The sequence below is a fragment of the Paenibacillus sp. J31R34 genome, assembly GCF_059383715.1.
On the sequence record NZ_JBXENU010000006.1, the window covers coordinates 368,014 to 385,670 of the forward strand.

General features: G+C 48.3%; 15 protein-coding genes. 3 read left to right on the forward strand and 12 right to left on the reverse strand.

Going from position 1 to position 17,657, the window contains the following annotated elements; genetic code table 11:
- Positions 1–91 precede the first annotated feature (91 nt).
- The 3 genes from AC50YG_RS18780 to AC50YG_RS18790 form a co-directional block, all read right to left on the reverse strand.
- Entirely contained in the window at positions 92–1,624 is a 1,533-nt protein-coding gene (locus AC50YG_RS18780; protein ID WP_494828560.1) for an FAD-dependent oxidoreductase, read from the reverse strand.
- 143 nt (positions 1,625–1,767) lie between these two features.
- Positions 1,768–2,832, reverse strand: coding sequence for an LLM class flavin-dependent oxidoreductase (locus AC50YG_RS18785; RefSeq protein ID WP_473755954.1), 1,065 nt, complete (start codon positions 2,830–2,832; stop codon positions 1,768–1,770).
- Positions 2,833–2,856: 24 nt separating this feature from the next.
- Complete coding sequence (locus AC50YG_RS18790; RefSeq protein WP_341280139.1) at positions 2,857–3,198, reverse strand: zinc ribbon domain-containing protein YjdM; 342 nt, start codon at positions 3,196–3,198, stop codon at positions 2,857–2,859.
- Positions 3,199–3,487: 289 nt separating this feature from the next.
- On the opposite strand from AC50YG_RS18790, the gene AC50YG_RS18795 reads away from it, so the two are divergent.
- The gene (locus AC50YG_RS18795) at positions 3,488–4,537 is read left to right on the forward strand and encodes a bifunctional transcriptional activator/DNA repair enzyme AdaA (protein ID WP_494828569.1); all 1,050 of its coding nucleotides are present in this window, start codon (positions 3,488–3,490) and stop codon (positions 4,535–4,537) included.
- A gap of 19 nt (positions 4,538–4,556) precedes the next feature.
- Here the strand turns inward: AC50YG_RS18795 and AC50YG_RS18800 are convergent, their stop codons facing one another.
- From AC50YG_RS18800 to AC50YG_RS18815, 4 genes are all read right to left on the reverse strand, one after another.
- A complete protein-coding gene (locus AC50YG_RS18800; protein ID WP_494828571.1) occupies positions 4,557–5,573 on the reverse strand; it encodes an SDR family oxidoreductase in 1,017 nt (338 codons plus the stop codon).
- Positions 5,574–5,669: 96 nt separating this feature from the next.
- Complete coding sequence (locus AC50YG_RS18805) at positions 5,670–5,999, reverse strand: hypothetical protein (RefSeq protein WP_494828573.1); 330 nt, start codon at positions 5,997–5,999, stop codon at positions 5,670–5,672.
- Positions 6,000–6,585: 586 nt separating this feature from the next.
- Positions 6,586–7,599: an NADP-dependent oxidoreductase gene (locus tag AC50YG_RS18810; RefSeq protein ID WP_494828575.1), complete on the reverse strand. Its 1,014-nt coding sequence runs from the start codon at positions 7,597–7,599 to the stop codon at positions 6,586–6,588.
- A 279-nt stretch (positions 7,600–7,878) separates the two neighbouring features.
- The gene (locus tag AC50YG_RS18815; RefSeq protein WP_494828577.1) at positions 7,879–10,185 is read right to left on the reverse strand and encodes a beta-L-arabinofuranosidase domain-containing protein; all 2,307 of its coding nucleotides are present in this window, start codon (positions 10,183–10,185) and stop codon (positions 7,879–7,881) included.
- Between the two features lie 133 nt (positions 10,186–10,318).
- On the opposite strand from AC50YG_RS18815, the gene AC50YG_RS18820 reads away from it, so the two are divergent.
- Both AC50YG_RS18820 and AC50YG_RS18825 read left to right on the forward strand, forming a co-directional pair.
- On the forward strand, positions 10,319–11,083 hold the full coding sequence (locus tag AC50YG_RS18820) for a helix-turn-helix transcriptional regulator (RefSeq protein ID WP_494828579.1): 765 nt from the start codon (positions 10,319–10,321) through the stop codon (positions 11,081–11,083).
- A gap of 48 nt (positions 11,084–11,131) precedes the next feature.
- Positions 11,132–11,782, forward strand: a complete 651-nt coding sequence (locus AC50YG_RS18825; protein WP_494828581.1) for a pentapeptide repeat-containing protein — start codon at positions 11,132–11,134, stop codon at positions 11,780–11,782.
- Positions 11,783–11,831: 49 nt separating this feature from the next.
- Here the strand turns inward: AC50YG_RS18825 and AC50YG_RS18830 are convergent, their stop codons facing one another.
- The 5 genes from AC50YG_RS18830 to lepB form a co-directional block, all read right to left on the reverse strand.
- Positions 11,832–13,253 carry a hypothetical protein gene (locus AC50YG_RS18830; protein WP_494828583.1) on the reverse strand — a complete coding sequence of 474 codons (1,422 nt, stop codon included), beginning with the start codon at positions 13,251–13,253 and terminating at the stop codon, positions 11,832–11,834.
- 30 nt (positions 13,254–13,283) lie between these two features.
- Complete coding sequence (locus AC50YG_RS18835) at positions 13,284–14,054, reverse strand: DODA-type extradiol aromatic ring-opening family dioxygenase (protein WP_494828585.1); 771 nt, start codon at positions 14,052–14,054, stop codon at positions 13,284–13,286.
- A complete protein-coding gene (locus AC50YG_RS18840) occupies positions 14,051–14,704 on the reverse strand; it encodes an alpha/beta hydrolase (protein ID WP_494828587.1) in 654 nt (217 codons plus the stop codon). Before AC50YG_RS18840 ends, AC50YG_RS18835 begins: the two co-directional genes overlap by 4 nt.
- Before the next feature lie 175 nt (positions 14,705–14,879).
- Positions 14,880–16,898 carry an S-layer homology domain-containing protein gene (locus AC50YG_RS18845; protein WP_494828589.1) on the reverse strand — a complete coding sequence of 673 codons (2,019 nt, stop codon included), beginning with the start codon at positions 16,896–16,898 and terminating at the stop codon, positions 14,880–14,882.
- A gap of 172 nt (positions 16,899–17,070) precedes the next feature.
- Positions 17,071–17,631 (reverse strand): signal peptidase I, encoded by a 561-nt coding sequence (gene lepB / locus AC50YG_RS18850; RefSeq protein WP_473756109.1) that lies wholly within the window; start codon positions 17,629–17,631, stop codon positions 17,071–17,073.
- Between the last annotated feature and the right edge of the window lie 26 nt (positions 17,632–17,657).

Here is a 17,657-nt window from a genome sequence, read left to right on the forward strand (position 1 = left end):
CCTCTGCCGCTGCGAACGGCAAAGACTCTTAGGGCTCCGACCTGTATTGGATCAGTCAGTGCTGAATTTGCTTTGTTTGATGGACTGCCGTTTACAAGTGCAGTCGTGTCAACGGCTGCTTGGCAGGCCCCTCCATAACATCGCCTTCATAGGAGAAACGCGAGCCATGGCATGGACAGTCCCATGTGCGTTCCCCATCATTCCACTCGACCTCACAGCCCATATGCGTACACGTGGTATCGACCAGGTGAAGCTGGTCCTCCTTGTCTCGATAACCACCCGCTCTTCGGCCATGGAGCGTAATAGCTCCCCCTTCATCTTTTAGCAGGTCTTCTGGCTTTCTATAAACCATTTCAAGCTTTCCTGCTATTAAATGCTTGGCTACATCGGCATTGTCAGAGACCAGCTTTTGTACCGTGTGCCAGCTAATCGATCGTGAAGGAGAATACAGCTCTATATAGGGGCTCTCCTTCTCTTGCAGCAAATCTCTAAGCAGGAGAGCAGCGGCCGTTCCCGTTGTCATTCCCCATTTGCGATATCCCGTAGCGACATACACATTGGAAACAGAGCTTGTTAACGTTCCAATGAATGGTATTTTGTCTCCTGTGACAAGATCCTGCGCAGACCATCTATAGCTGATCTCCTTGAGCTTGAAATGTTCCGCGGCAAACTGCTGCAAGGCTTCATAATGATTAATGGTGCATATACCTTGTCCCGTCTTATGGCTCTGGCCTCCAATAAGAACCAATCTGTCCCCATTGCCGGTTTGAACACTGCGAATAGAACGTTTGGGCTCATCAGCGCTCAAATACATGCCGCTCGGATACGCTTCGTCTAATTTAACACCGAGAACGTAGGAGCGATCAGCGTGCATTCTTGCAAAATAAAACCCGCCTCCGTCATGGAACGGGAAATGGGTACAGCTAACCACATAACGGCAGCTTACATGATGGCCATCTCTTGTGACGACCTTTGCCATTGATCCATTTTCTATATCAACGGCTGTTGTATACTCGAAAACCTCTCCACCTGTGTTCACGAACTCCTTTACGAGAGCAGCCAAATAACGCAGGGGGTGAAACTGTGCTTGCTGAGGCATCGTTAGGGCGCCTAGCGCAGGAATGGGCAAGGGAATGCTTTTATGATAAGAGCTGGGAATGCCCAATGTGTTATAGGCCTCAAGCTCTTTCTCCAATTGAGAGAGTCCGCTGTCCGTGTTCGTGTATATACAGGCGTCCTGTTCCTCAAAGCCACAATCGATATGAAGCTGTTCGACCGTTGATTGAATAAAATGCAGCGCATCCGTATTGGCCTGGTAATAGAGCAAGGCTTTTTCTTTTCCTTCACGCTGGATTAATTCATCATAGATCAGGTCGTGCTGGGCGGTGATTTTGGCGGTCGTATGACCCGTTGTGCCATTCAGAAGCCTGCCGGCCTCAATCAATACAACTTTAAAACCAGCCTTTGCGAGAACATATGCCGTGGTGATACCCGAGATCCCTCCGCCAATTACAGCAACATCCGTTTCGTGATTGTGCTTTAACGCAGGGAATTCTTGGAGCGTGTCGCAAGAAGCCTGCCAATACGCCTCTGGAAACGTTGGAAATGCTTTTGGATTCGTCAAAGCTTCTGCCTCCTTATAGGTTTGCTGATTTTAATATGTTCGAAAAATGGGAATCTATACATAAAAAGGAACCCAGGTTTCCCTGGATTCCTTCTCTTCTTGCCTTATGCATGTCGCTGCCTTGATATGGCTTAAGTTCGGTTTTAGTTCGTCTTCCCTTCGTTTTCCGCTTCCCACTTGGCAATTTCTTCGCGCACACGCGGTGCAACCTCCGTACCAAGCAGCTTGATCGCATTCATCACGTCCTCATGCGGCATTGTGCCCAGCGGCGTATGCAGCAAAAACCTTGTAATGCCGACATGCTTGCGCAGGTTAATGATTTTGCGTGCAACCGTTTCGGGATCGCCTACGTAAAGTGCGCCTTCAATGCTGCGAGCAGCATCAAAGCTGGAACGGTCATAATGCCCCCAGCCCCGCTCTTTGCCGAGCACATTCATAACCGCTTGGGTTGAAGGGAAAAACGTGTCCGCTGCAAGCTGCGTCGTCTCCGCAATAAAGCCGTGCGAGTGCGAAGCGATAGGCAGCTTCGAGGCATCATGCCCCGCATGAGTGGCGGCTCTCTTATACAGCTGCACCAGCGGCGCAAAATTCATCGGACTGCCTCCGATAATAGCGAGAACCAGCGGCAGGCCGAGCAGGCCAGCACGGACAACCGATTCCTGGTTGCCGCCGCTGCCAATCCACACCGGCAACGGGTTCTGAACAGGGCGCGGGTAAACGCCCAGATTGTTAATGGCTGGGCGGTGGCCGCCTGCCCAGGTTACTTTCTCGGATTCGCGAATTTTCAGCAGCAGCGCCAGCTTTTCATCAAACAGCTCATTGTAGTGGTCCAGATCGTAGCCGAACAAAGGGAACGATTCAATGAAGGAGCCTCGTCCTGCCATAATTTCCGCACGACCATTTGAAATGCCGTCCAGCGTAGCAAAATCCTGAAATACGCGCACAGGATCAGCAGAAGACAGCACCGTAACCGCGCTCGTCAAACGAATCTGCTTCGTTTGTGCAGCAGCTGCCGCCAAAATAACGACTGGAGAGGAAGCCGCATAATCCTCGCGATGATGCTCCCCTACTCCATAAACATCAAGCCCAACTTGATCGGCAAGCACGATTTCTTCAACGACTTCGCGTATACGCTGGGCATGGCTCATCACCTCTCCCGTTTCTACATCTGGCGAGGTTTCAACAAACGTACTAATCCCTATTTCCATCGCACAATCCCTCCTGCTTCCACTCTATATTTTTTTAACAAACTCCGATTTCAGCTTCATTGCGCCAAAACCGTCAATTTTGCAATCAATATCATGATCACCGTCGACGAGACGGATGTTTTTGACCTTGGTGCCAATTTTGACAACGAGCGAGCTGCCTTTTACCTTCAAATCTTTAATGACCGTGACTGAATCACCATCGCTCAGCACATTGCCGTTCGAGTCCTTTACAACCTTCTCATCTTCACTGGCATTATCCTGTGCATTCTCATTCCATTCATGCGCGCATTCCGGGCAAACGAGCATCAGCCCATCCTCATATGTATATTCTGACTGACACTGTGGACAATTTGGCAAGCTAGACATGTATTCATGCCCTCCATTCCTGTTACTATAATCGTTACGACTTTACCTTGAAGTTTTATTATAAACGGGAAAATAGCAAGCGTAAACGGCTGAAGCCATCCTCCGGCGGTAAAGCTGCCGTTTCGCGGTGAAATATAAATCCTATTTATAAGCTACAACTTATAAATTCTTATATTTCAAAAAACCATGCTGCACCTCTGCATAGAAAAATCAATGCCTGATTTTCGGCTGCAACGGCTGCCTTGAAGCTATATAATAAAATCCATCAGAAAAGGAAGGGGCGAGCGCCATGATACCTGTTGAACGTTATCCCGAATGCTATCAGGCCTTAGTGGAGAAAAATACTGAACATGAGGGCGTTTTTTATGTTGGCGTCAAAACGACCGGGGTATTTTGCCGGCCAACCTGCCCGGCTCGCAAGCCCAAGTTTGAAAACTGCGAGTTTTATGAAACGGCGCAGCAGGCGCTGCTTGCGTCTTTCCGTCCTTGCCAGCGCTGCCAGCCGCTTTCCCATCCGAATCAGGTGTCAGAGGTTGTTCGCCTGCTCGTTGAAGCGGTAGAACAAAACCCGGAAAAACGCTGGAAGGGTCAAGATTTCAAAAACTTATCCGTCGATGAATCAACAGCGCGCCGCCAATTTAAGCAGCGCTTCGGCATGACCTTCGTCGAATATGCCCGCGCCCGCCGGATGGGAATCGCCTTGAAGAACATTAGATCTGGCCAATCGGTTATGGATACGCAGCTTAACGCCGGCTATGAATCCAGCAGCGGCTTTCGCGATGCTTTTTCCCGCATTATGGGGGCTGCTCCTACTTTGTTGGAGGATGGCAAGGTGCTGAAAGCGGCTTGGATCGATACACGGCTCGGCCCGATGATGGCCATTGGCGACGAGCAGCATTTGTATTTATTGGAGTTTGTCGATCGGAGAGGCCTTGAGCGCGAGGTCGAGCGGCTTCGCAAAAGAACCAAATCCGCGATCATTCCCGGCACAACCGCATCCATTCAGTCTATTGAACGGGAGCTGGCGCTTTATTTTGACGGGAAATTGACGGAATTTAAGACGCCGCTATTTTTATTAGGCTCGCCGTTTCAGCAAAGCGTGTGGGCACAGCTCGTGCAGATACCGCCGGGTGAAACCCGCTCCTACGCTGACATTTCGGTCGCACTTGGAAAGCCGACAGCCTTTCGTGCGGTCGCTCAGGCCAATGGAGCCAACCAGCTGGCCATCCTCATCCCCTGCCATCGCGTTATTAACTCGAATGGTGAATTGGGCGGCTACGGAGGCGGACTATCTCGAAAAAATTGGCTGCTCCAGCATGAGAAACAAGCATCATGCTGAAGCAGCCGCTTCAATTGAGCTATTCGGCTAGAGCCTTCTCGGCAGCAGCCAGAGCATTCACCACTTTATCGCACCAGAGATCGAATTCCTCGTCTTCCTTCTGATGCTCAGCATTGGTCAGAATATGGGCAACTGTCTGCTTGATGCCTTGATCAAGCCGCGTCGTAGCTACAAATTCAGGAACGAGTCTTTTCAGCTTCGCATTGTCAAAAACGACGGAGTTCGCCTTGTCGCCCAGCAAACCGCCTCGGAAATCATACTTGCTGCTCGCAGCCAGAAAATCAGAAGACACATGCACCGCATTCAGCTTCACGCCGAGCGCATCCGCGATGATTTCATAAATTTGATTCCAGGTAACCGACTCATCCGACGTAATATGAATGGCTTCGCCAATGGCATGAATATTGCCCATCAGGCCGATGAAGCCTTTGGCAAAATCGCTGTTATGCGTCATCGTCCATAGGGAAGTGCCGTCGCCATGGATGATGACCGGTTTATTTTCAAGCATACGCCTTGCGACCTGCCAGCTTCCGTTATTGCCATGCACGCCCAGCGGTATCGAGCGCTCGTCATACGTATGGCTTGGCCTTACAATCGTGATTGGGAAGCCATGCTCTCGGTACTGCTTGGTCAAATACTCTTCACATGCTATTTTGTTGCGGGAATATTCCCAATAGGGATTGGATAATGGCGTTCCTTCGGTGATACGATAATCCGACAACGGTGTCTGGTAGGCTGAAGCTGAGCTGATAAACATAAACTGCTTGGTTTTTCCATTGAATAGGCGGTAATCGCGCTCGAGCTGCTCTGGCTTGAAGGCGATGAAATCCGCTACTACATCAAATGACAGATCGGCAATAAGCGCCGCCACCTGCTCCTCATTATTAATATCGGCTTTAATGCTATGTACACCTGCCGGCAAATCAGCATTTCTAGTTCCCCGGTTCAAAAGATAAAGCTCGCATCCACTCTCTACTAACTGCTTCGTAATGGCAGAACTAATCGTGCCCGTTCCTCCAATAAATAGCGCTTTCATAAAACACCTCCGTTAGTATGGTATTGCTGTAAAAGCTGCTTCTTTTCTTCTTTATGATAGCATGGAGCACGTGTGAATACTACGACTGAGCGCTCATTATTCGTCTGAGTAATCCTCACATTGAGCAAAAATACGCTCAAATTTTTCCTCAGCGATTAGATGATGGATGACTTCCTCAATCCGTAAGCGGCTGCACTCGTCGACTAGCAGCATATCGCTGCCCCAGAGATATTTTCCAGATAGGTACTCGCCAGTTTCGCGGTTTTTCGCAGCAAGCGTCTGTATATTGGTGTAAGTGTAAAAAGAAGCGACCCATCTTGTCCCATTTTCAAATGTGACGATAGCATCGGTGTTGTCATTCTGGATATCCCAGTCGTTTTCCCATTGCTCCGCTTCAATCCAAAGCGTGTATGGCTTATCTTTCATTTGAGTTCCTCCCTTAACATCAGAGACGTATTTGATATTTTTAAATGCTAAGTATCCCGAAAATAACCCATTACGGTACAGACAATTCCCGATAACAGAGAAGGGACAACTAAAAAAATAACAAATCCCGTTTTCACCGAATAGCTGACTATTTCTTCTAATGAAAATACGATACCTGGGCTATATATGTAGTAGTACAAATACGGGCTAATAAAGCTTATGACTAGACAAAGCGGAACGATCGCCCAATATAGTCTAAGGCTCAGCTTTGTTTGGACTAGAACAAACAATTTAAAAATTAGTACTGGATATAAAATAGAGACTATTAATGCTAACACTAAACTCATAGCGTCCCTCCCCTATAGGTAAAATGTTTTGTATATAGCTTCCTTCCTTCCTGCCAACCAGCAACATACATAATCTTTCAATAATTATACCGGCTTTACCTTTAATAGACCGTGACGAAGAAAAAAACTTAAACAAAAGCACCGACATTTCTGTCGATGCCTTGTCGATATGTTGGCAGTGCCTTTATGGGAGCTTGATAAACCTGCTTATGCATCTTTTTAATAGATCACTGCTTTTCCTAAGGAATCTTAACCAGCATTTTCCCCATATTCTTGCCTTCAAACAGCTGCAGAAACGCTTGAGGCACTTTGTCGAAGCCTTCGACAATCGTCTCCTCGTATTTCAGCTTGCCTTCGCCAAGCCACTGTCCTAGCGCCTGAATACCCTCCGCCGTGCGGTCGGAGTAGTCACCGAGCACAAAGCCTTTAATAAGCGAGCGCGTCTTGATCAGCTGCGTCTGTATCCGGGGGCCAATGTCGCCCGATTTGCTATTGTAAGAGGAAATTGCACCACATAGCGGAATACGCGCATGCGTGTTCAGCAGAAGCATCACCTGATCGGAGATGACGCCGCCTACGTTATCAAAATAAACGTCGACTCCATTCGGACATGCCGCTTCCAGCGCTTTGCCTAGATCGCCGACCGTTTTGTAGTTAATCGTTTCGTCAAAGCCAAGCTCCTGCTTCAAATAGCTGGTCTTCTCATCCGTACCCGCGATGCCGACGACACGAGCGCCCTTGAGCTTTGCAATTTGCCCAACAATCATGCCGACTGCGCCTGCAGCGCCAGATACGACGACGGTTTCTCCCGCCTTAGGCTGTCCAATATCCAGCAGACCGAAATAGGCAGTCAGCCCTGTAAGCCCCAAAACGCTTAAATAGGCCGATAATGGCGCCACTTGATCATCCACCTTGCGAACGCTGGCGGCATCCACGACATTGTACAGCTTCCAGCCCAGCATGCCGAGCACCTTGTCCCCAACTGCAAACTGCTCGGAGTTCGATTCGACAATCTCGCCCACAACACCGCCTACAATCGGCTCACCCAAGGCAAATGGAGGGATGTACGACTTGCTGTCATTCATTCGTCCCCGCATATATGGATCAACAGATAAATACAGGCTGCGTACGATAACCTGCCCTTCTGCCGGTTGTTCCACCGCTGCGTCCTTCATCGAAAAATGCTGCTCTGTCGGCATGCCCTCAGGCCGTGCTGCCAAAACGATCATCTGGTTATTTAAAGTTTGGTTCATGATTCAAAAACCTTCTTCCTCGTTTTAAAATAATATATCCATTTTAACGGGCGGCATTCGGGTCGCCCGAGCTACCATAAAGATTTTGCTTAACACAGCTGTAGTTGTATTTAAGAAAATAACATACTGGAGGCGAAGTTTCAATGTTCGATTTACATCGAACTGTTTTCACTGAGCCATTTTCACAATTAGCGTATCTATGATCCAATCGGTGAAAACGACAAAACAACCGGAGCCTCCTATGGCGCCGGTTGCTTGACTTGCTTTTGTACCGCAGCCTTACGAGCTGACTACCGCACTTGTCGTTCTAACTCCCGCAACGCGGCCCGCACAGCTCACAGGCGACTTTGCTTTAAACGTAACAATGACACTGTTCTTCTCTCTTGTAAGTGCCTCTGCTATTTCATAGGTTACATAAAAAATATGGCCGATTTTGTTGCAATGGATCGTCTGCTCTCCGACGATCTCATCATCGACCAGCACCTCAAACTCGCGATTATACGACTTGCCTTCATGCTCGAATCGGAAATAATCGCCACCCCAATAAGCTACGCAAAGATGATTTTTGTTCGCGCCATCAACGGCGAGGCGGTAGCTGAAGTATGCATCGCTCACGCCAAACGCTTCTCTCCACATGTGCAGTTTGTTCTGATTATCCGTGAATGATCCATTATAGGCACTCGTCAAGCAGTTGCCTTGAAGCTGATGCCCGATCTCATCCTGCTGACCGTCCGGCTCTACACTATCGATGGTCACCTCATTCAGCTTCTTCTCGAACGCATCGCCCTCGTCATTCAAATTCCAATACAGCGTATAAAACTCATGATGCAAGGCGTAGAAAGGAATAAGCGTAGCCCCTTTTCCATCGGAGGTCACTTCTTTCGCTATATCAAACGTTAGCGTTGCAGCGTCCCGCAGGGTGATGAAATCGGATAAATTTTCACTTTCCGTCCATAGCACAGGCACATCCGCCGTCTTCGTGCTTAACGCCGTCTCATCCACGATTGTATCCTCTGGAAGACCCTCATTGCCAAACTTGCCCGCAAGCACGATTGGTCCATAAAGAAAGGCGATCTTGCTTGTGCTATCCTTGGCGGTGTACTTTCTCAGTGCCATCGGCAGCGTGAGAATGATTTGGTCCCCCTTGCTCCATGTGCCACTGATGGTCAAGTAGCCGGCTTGATTTTCAACATATTTGTGCTCACCGTTGACGACCGCTACCATCTCACCCGAAAGCCAGGATGGCACGCGCAGCTTAAGATTAGCCTCTGCCGTTCCCTCAGCAATAACAAGCTTCACCGTGTCCGAATACGGAAAGCTTGTTTCCTGCCTGATGACTAGCTCTTTGGCTTTCCATTCCAGCTCGGAGGCGATATATAAGTTCACATACAGATCATCCTGATTTTCAAAATAAATCGCCTCGGCATATTTCCCCGGGTTTTCCATGCCCGTTCCCGTACAGCACCACCAAGCGGAATCGTGGGTGCCGTAAATTTTGAAATGGCCCGGCAGCGTCGAGGCAAAATAGGTTTTATTGCCGTTATCCGGGTCCTGCGCGCCGAGGATGTGATTGTACAAGGCATTTTCATAATAATCCATATACGCGCTGTCTTGCTCCCAGCCAAATAAATATTGGGTCAGCTCCAGCATATTATGCGTACAGCAGGACTCCGCCGATTTAATGCCCAAGCTTTCCATATCCATCGCTTCATAATGCTCCGAGAGACTGCTCCCGCCAAAAACATAAGAGCGCCTGCCAGCCACCGTATGCCAGAAAAACTCGGCTGCTGTGCGATAGCTGGTATACTTCTTGTTCTGTTCATAAATTTCAGCCACACCGATGACCTTCGGAATTTGCGTATTGGCATGCCTGCCCTGCAGCTCGTCCCGCTCCTGCTCCAGCGGCGAAATAATGGCTTTATGCGTAAATTGAATCGCTGCTTCCAGATAAACGGTTTGTCCTGTGAGACCATACAGCTGTGCAAATACTTCATTCATGCCGCCATGCTCGCATTCCAGCATATGCTGGGTTTGCTCCTCCGATAATTTCGACAGTCCATCAACCGCCCAATCGGCAAAGGCTTTGACAACGCGCAAAGCCTCCTCATTTCCCGTCATTGTGTAAGCGTCGATTAAACCCTGATAAATTTTATGCACGCTATACCATGGTACCCAATAGCCATTCATACTGAAACCGCCAATATCCGTTCCTTTAAAGGCTTCGATAAATGGCGTTTCGACCAAGCCTCCAACATATCCGCTTCCGTTTGCTGCTTGAATGCCTGCAAGCTCCGATACGGCATAATCCAGCTTCTCTTTTAGCTCCTCGTGCCCTGTTGCCTGATAGGTGACGGCTAGTGCCGACATATAATGCCCGAGCGAATGCCCGCTGATCGTTCTGGATTCCCAGCCTTCGTACCGCGGCTGCTTGGGCGTCAAACCATGCGCCTCATAACATGGGGCGAGGAAGCGGTCGATATCAAGCGCGTGCAGGTAACGCTCACCAACCTCTTGTGACGTTTTAAAAAGTCCGTCAAGCAGCAATACGTCGCTTTGGCTGACGAAGCCTTGATTTATTTTTGTCATATTCGCGAGTCCTCCCTAGACCTAAAATCAGCTATTTGCTATTCTTTACGAATCATTCATGGTAGTATCTTATCAAATAAAAATCGAAATAATCAGGCTCATAATCAAAGAAAAGGTGGATAAATCAGTCTATATGAGTGAAAAGCTGAGTCACTACCTATGCGGTAAATTCATATCCGAAGGCAACTGGTCGCACATAAGACGAAATACACTGCATGATGAGGTTATTATGATGCTGGAGGGCGAAATGTACATCGCCGAGGAAGACAGGGAGTATGTCGTCCGCCCGGGAGATATGCTGCTTCTAAGACAGGGCTTGACGCATTATGGGTACCGGAAAAGCGAATCGCCCGTCAGCTTTTATTGGGTGCATTACGGTACGATGGTGGAGCAATATCGGAGCTATCCAACCCATGTGCCCATTGAAGGGCCTTCGACGATTAATCAGCTGTTTAAGCAGCTGCTGCATGTTTCTTCTTTTTCGGCTGAGGAGGCAAATGCCGCGTTATTGTTATTATTGAATGAGCTTACGCGGACGATTGACCAGCAAAATCATGCCCCACACGCCATCGTCGATAACATTTGCAAATGGATTGATGCCCATTTGCATCTGGACATTAATGTCCGTAAAATTGCAGAGGTGTTCAACTTTAATAAGGATTATATCTCGAAGGTTGTAAAGCGGGAGAAAGGGATGGGCATTAAAGCTTATATTTTGACGCAGCGCATCAGCAGGGCGAAGCTGAAGCTTCTGAACACAAATTTGAGCGTAAAGGAAATTGCTGGAGAATGCGGTTTTTCCGATTATAAGCTGTTTCTGCGAACCTTCAAGCATTATGAGGGCATGACGCCGAGTGATTATCGCAATATTTTATACTCGACACCATTGAATATTTAAAGGTTGAATATGGACAAACCAGCTGGAAGACGTTTAGGAGATGATCGTATGAGTAAAAAGAAGAAAGCGATGGCGATTGAGGCACCAATCCTGCCGGCTGAACTGCCTGTGCTGGAGCAGACTGAGCTGCAATCTCATGCTTTTTTTGAAATGGGCATTATCCAGGATTGCGTATGGGATGGGCAGCAGGCTCGCAAGGTGATTTTCGACAAAATTATTTTCAAAAATGTCACTTTTACCGAGACTGCGCTGAACGAGGTCGAGCTGACGGATGTGATTTTCGACAAATGCGATTTGTCGAATGCCGACTTTAGCGATGCCATTATCCACCGGACCGTGTTCAAAAATTGCAAAATGATCGGCATCAATTTGACTGGCGCTACGCTGCGAAACATGGTCTGGAAGGATAATTTGGCCGATTACGCCAATTTTAGAATGTCCGATATGAAGCAGGTATCGCTTCAGGATAGCTCGATGGGCAAAAGCGATTTCAGCTTTGCAAAGCTGCAAAAACTTGAGCTTTCCCAATGCCAAATTGACCAGGCCCAATTTTCAAATACGAAGCTGGCTGGCCTTGATTTGAGCACCTGCGAATTCAATGGGATTGCCGTAGCCCCCGAGGATTTGAAGGATTGCACTATTTCTCGGGAGCAGGCTTATGTGTTTGTGGCGCTGTTTGGGTTGATTTTGAAGGAGTAGCAGCTCCGCTAGGCTATTCCTTCAAAAATTGTATCATGCCTTATTTCATTCAAATCATCATTAAATACAGTAGCAGCGCCAATCCCATAACAGCGGCAAATATATAATTCGGCCTCGCCAGCTCGAATACCGACTTATTGAAAAGCCCCGCCAGCAAATTGTTCACCGCTGAAGCGGGAGAAATCGGATTGGACAGCCCCCAGCTTCCCAGCAGCAATACGGCGAAATAAATCGGGCTAATCTGTACTGCGGCCGGATCGATACTATTGGCGAGAATCGTCACTAATACAATCGGATGAAGGCCAATTAACGAGGTTGAAGCAATCAGAACGATTGTGAAAATCGAGAACGATAATGCAATCAGGAGCGGGATATGCCCAAGCAGGGAGGGAATCACATTCCCAAAGCCTGTAGCGCTGATCGATCCGCTGAAAAAGCCGGCGGCTAAAAACAGCGTAATCTCCTTTTGCAAAGCGGGCAGTGTGACGGTTAAATGATTCTTCAGTCCCTGCCGGAATGTCGGCAGAGCGCCTTTCGCAAGGCACCAGAGCAGCGGAAAAACGACCGCCGCCATGCAGGTAATCAGCACCATCGGAAGATCAATCAGCTGCTCCAGCAGAAGGATTGCCGCCGTCGCCATCAGCAAATAGATACCGAGCCCAATCGGAAAGGAAGCCCGTCTGCCGTTATCCTTCTCGCTGCTCTGTCCATTCTGACTCTCGACCGCTTCCGTGGCTTCCTTGCTCCACTCTCCTGCTTCCGCAGCCACAAGCTCGCTTACCTCATCCTTCGCTCGCAGCCGCTTGAAATCAACAACCACACTTACCAGCAGGCTGATCAGCGACAGCCCAATTAAATAGGGCAGGAGCGCTGACCAATTGAGCCGGAGCGCCGAGGTAACTAGCGCCATTGCGGCAAAATAGGGCGACCAGCAAATCGCGCCTCCAAAGCCGCGATTTAAGGCATTCGCCAGCAGCCCGGATAAGCGCCCTGAACGCGGCTTAACGAACACCAAGTGATAGACGACGGGAATAGATCCGACGTTAATAAACCCGCCCATTATATGCGTCATAAGCTGTGTGCCGATGAACAGTGCTGTATGGCTGCGCATGCGCGTTTCGTAGAAGCTTTTCAGCGCTGCGACATAACCGGGCAGCTTTACTGGAATACCGAACAAGGGGGCAAATACGAATAAGGTCACCAACGTCGCATTCATGCTCGCGGCTTTAAACCAATAGGCGGCAGCCTGATGCTGCACCAGCATTAGAGCAATTCCGCCAGTCATAAAAAAGAGAGTAAGCCACAGGGCCACTCCCTTAAGCTTAGGCAGCAGCAGGAGCACCGCCAAAAAGGAAAGTCCGCCCAGCACATAAACTAGCGGCTCAAAGTGTGTAAGCTGATGAAAAATAAAAACGGCAGCGAGAGCGAAAACAACCGCTCTGTCGATCACTGCCTTTGTCCCAACCGTCATGACCTTCGCCTTCTCTTCTGCTTCTGCTTACTAGTTAAACTTCCAACAGCTTAAGCTTAAATTGCCGAACTGGTAGCTGCGGTGAATCAGGGATGCTTGACGCAACTTGTCGCCCGAACCCATAGCCAGCAGGAGCGGGATAAAATGCTCATTCGTCGGCACAGCCTCCTGCGCAAAGGGAGCCTGTTCCCTATAGTTGAAAAGCGCCGGGAGATCCCATGCCTCAAGCTTGCTCTGCAGCCAATTATCGAATGATTCTGCCCATTCGTCAATCCCCTCCGACTGCCAATTCAGCCTTCTGAGATTGTGGACGGTGCCGCCACTTCCAATTAAGAGCACATCCTGCTCTCTAAGTGCAGCTAATGCCTTGCCGATTTCGTATTGCTGCTCATTGTTTAAATGGCGGTTGACCGAAAGCGCAATGACGGGAATATCCGCATCCGGATAAAGAAGCTTAAGTACAGCCCAAGCGCCGTGATCAAGCCCTCTTTCCTCATCCAGCACACTTGGAATGCCATGCTCAGCGAACAAGGCTTGAATATCCTCGCTGAGCTGGCGCTTGCCTTCTGCCGGATACGTTATTTGATACAGCTCATCCTGAAAGCCAGAAAAGTCATAAATCGTGCTGTACACTGGGGCAGCGCCAACTGTCTGTACCGCCTGCTCCCAATGGGCAGAGAAAAGAACTATTGCTTTTGGCTTTGGCGTCTGCTCCTTAAAGCTTTTCAACAAAGCCGTATAGCCATTATTCTCTAATACAATGGACGGTGCGCCATGAGCGAAAAAATAGGCAGGCATCATTGTGTTTGTTCCCCCTTATCGTTAGTTAGCCAGCCTAGAAAATCCAGCTGATTTTGTTCCGATACGCCATGGTCGGTCGGATACGTTTTAAAGGTCAAATGCGGCGTCACCGATTGAAAATAACCTGCTGTTTCGTGCCCAATCCGAATCGGAAACACGGAATCAAATTCCCCATGCGACACAAAAACCGAGACGTCTGTCAGCGATTGCAGCACATATTCGGTTTTGACGAACTCAGGTACATAGCCGTTCAGCGCAACAATACCTTTCAACCTGTTACCCATCGTAAGCGCAAGCGTCATCGATAAAATCGCTCCTTGGCTAAAGCCCAGCAAATAACGCTGGCTCGCATCTATCGGGTATTTTTCCGTCGCATACTCAATAAATGCTTCAAGCTGCTGCACCGCCCGGTCAAAAATGTCCCGAATCGGGTTACCTAGGCTCTTCAGCTCATAATATTGGTATCCGGCACCCAGCCTAAGATCGCCTCGGATATTAATGATGATGAACTGGTTCGCCAAAGGTGCTACAAGTCCATGCATGTTTGCCTCATTCGAACCTTTCCCATGAAGGGTGAAAATAACAGGGTATGTTTGGCCTGCACTCGCATGCTCCGGCAGGTGAACGTCATAATGATAAGCGGGGTTCATAATAACCCTCCTTAAAATATTAGTAATAAGAATTAAAGTTCTGTATTACAAATATATAGTGAAACTAGAGCTTTGGTCAACAGAAAAATCGCTGCGCCTACTTATTACGCACGCAAACAACGCGTGCTGATCTAGGATCGGCACGCGCTGCTTGGTTTCTTTTTTAATAATTAGACTACAAGGTTTCCAGAAGCGCTTTAAGCTCGGGATTCAATTGCAATACATGCAGCACCATCGTCAAAGCTTCCGCGCGGGACGCTTGATTATTCGGCAGGAACGTTCCGTTGCCAGCTCCGCTGACGATTCCAGCTGCCGCGGCTTTCTCAATTTGCTCCTTATTCCACACTTGATTAATGTCGGTGAAAGCAGGCGCATTTGCTGCATTCACACGATCAAGGTCAATAATTTTAGCAAGGATTGCGATAATTTCGGCGCGGCTAATTTCCTGATTCGGCTTAAATGTGCCGTCCTTGTTGCCCGAAATCACGCCTGATGCTTGCAGGCTTCCAATTGCTGCTTCCGCCCAGTGGCCCGAAACATCGTTTAGCTCGCTGCTGCCTGAGGTAGGCCCATTTATGCCAAATACTTTGGAAATGATAGTCGCAAATTCAGCCCGGGTAATGCTTGCATTCGGACGGAAGGCATTGTTCTCATATCCATTAACGATACCGAGCTTAACAAAGACGTCAACCGTCTTATTCGCCCAGTGGGAGCCGGTATCCGTAAACTGGACGGTTGTTGGATTAGCTTTAACTTCCTCTACTTGCTTCGCAAGGCCCGTGATAACTTCATCAATTTTGACGACTTTATCGTTAAACTCTAGTTGAGATGCTGGCACCGGTGTCGGCACTGGCGTGGCTGTAGGAGTTGCTGTCGCTACAGGTGTAGTCGAAGAGCCGCCTCCACTACTTCCGCCGCTCGATGGTGCTTGAATAACAACCGCATGCGAGCCATATACAGCCGAGCCATCGGCCGCTGTTGCTTTCGCAGTAACCGTACCTGCGGATACGCCCGTCAATAAGCCGCTGGCGTTAATGGATGCGGTGCCTGTACCATTTTCAACCGACCAAACGATCGATTTGTCCGCTGCATCCACAGGCGCAATTTCTGCCGCCAATTGAATGCTTCCGCCAGTCTGAACAACGGCTTCCCCCGTCAAAGCTATAGTCGAGACTAGAACAGGCGTCGCTGTTGGCGTCGGTTCTGGTGTCGGTGTCGGTGTCGGCGTCGGTGTTGGCGTCGATGTCGGTGTCGGTGTTGCAGGCACATTTATCGTTACGTCCATGCTTCCTACAATACCTGTACCGTCCACGGCAGTTGCTATCGCTGTAACTGTTCCAGCCGATACGGCCGTCAACAGCCCGTTTGCATCAATCGTCGCTGAGCCTGTGCCGTCCTCAACAGACCAGACAACCGCTGGATTAGCCGCATCGACTGGAAGCACTGCTGCATTTATCGCTAAAGACTGACCCACATCGACTGAATCGATACCGCCAGACCCACTCACCTGAATATCTGTTACGACATGAAAAAAGTTGTCCGTAATCAATTTCGGACCCGAGTATACCGCTAATTGTGCCGAATTCACAGGAACATTAACATTGTTATTTTTAATTAAAAACTTCACAAGTCCGTTAGTCGTATTAGAGGACATCCCTCCAGTTGTTGTATCGCTTGAGGCACGATCAGTATCCATATCAACAAAAATGAAGTTCGGATTGCTTGTCTGAATAAATATTTCTGTCCGTCCCGTCACAAGCGTATCATTCGCATCATAAACAGAAAAAGTGACGCTTGTATAATCCGGAAAATTGACGTCCGCATGCAGGGGCTCAGCCAGAGTCATATAATCGACGGCCTCTGTCGGTTTATACGTACTAATGTTTGATAACGTAATGGATTGGCTACCATATGAACGAGTGGGAATCCAGCTAACCTGACCATCAGTCACATAACCACCCATCATGGTTTTATTGGCATAGGTATTTACAGTTACAGATGTTGTTCCTACGTTAACATCCGGTACCTGTGTGACCGTTCCATCGGAATAACGTATAAATACATGCTCCGAGGTATCTGGCAGCCCATTACTATAGGAGACCGTTATGGAGCTGGACGAAGTGATACAACCGCTTAACAAACTGAGAGTCAAAGTTAAAATCAAACCTAATTTCATGATTGAACCTTTTTTCATTGCTTTCCCTCATTCCTTATCATTTTGATAAATGCCCATTAGCTCTAGTATAGTCCATGCCAATGACAGGAAAATGACAAAGTCTTGGAGATCGCAAAGAACCCTCACTTTGAGGGCCCTTAGAGTTATGTTATGGATGCTACACGAATAGGAAGAGGATTTAAACAAAAAATTAAGGAAACTTTTTAACTCCCATCACATGATTAAGCGGAATATATCCAATTTCCCTGCTGTCACTGCTATGATTGCGATTATCGCCCATGACGAAAATATGCCCCTCAGGAACAGTCCATTGTTTATCTGAAACAAAATTCATCGTTTCATTCAGATAAGGCTCATCCAGCGCCACGCCATTGCGATAGGTTTTATGCTCCTTAAACTCCAGCACATCGCCGGGTTTGCCAAGCACCCTTTTCACATAAAACACAGCGTTGTCATTCGTTTTATTTTTCATAAAAAGCTGAAGCAGCGGATGCTCCAATAGATCATCCGTCAAATGCCGCTCTCTGCTCACACGGCTGTCGATCACGACCACATCGCCATATTCCGGAAGCTTGGACAACGTATGTGAGATTTTCGATACGTAAATTCGCTCCTTATCCTGCAAGGTTGGGTCCATAGAATGACCATCAACCTTATAAGGCTGAATAACAAATACGCCAATAATTAATGAAAGTACAACTGCTATGCCGAAAGTGCTTACCCAGCTGCCAATCTCCTTCAAGGCTTTCATCTTGATCACACCATCCTCTTCATCCA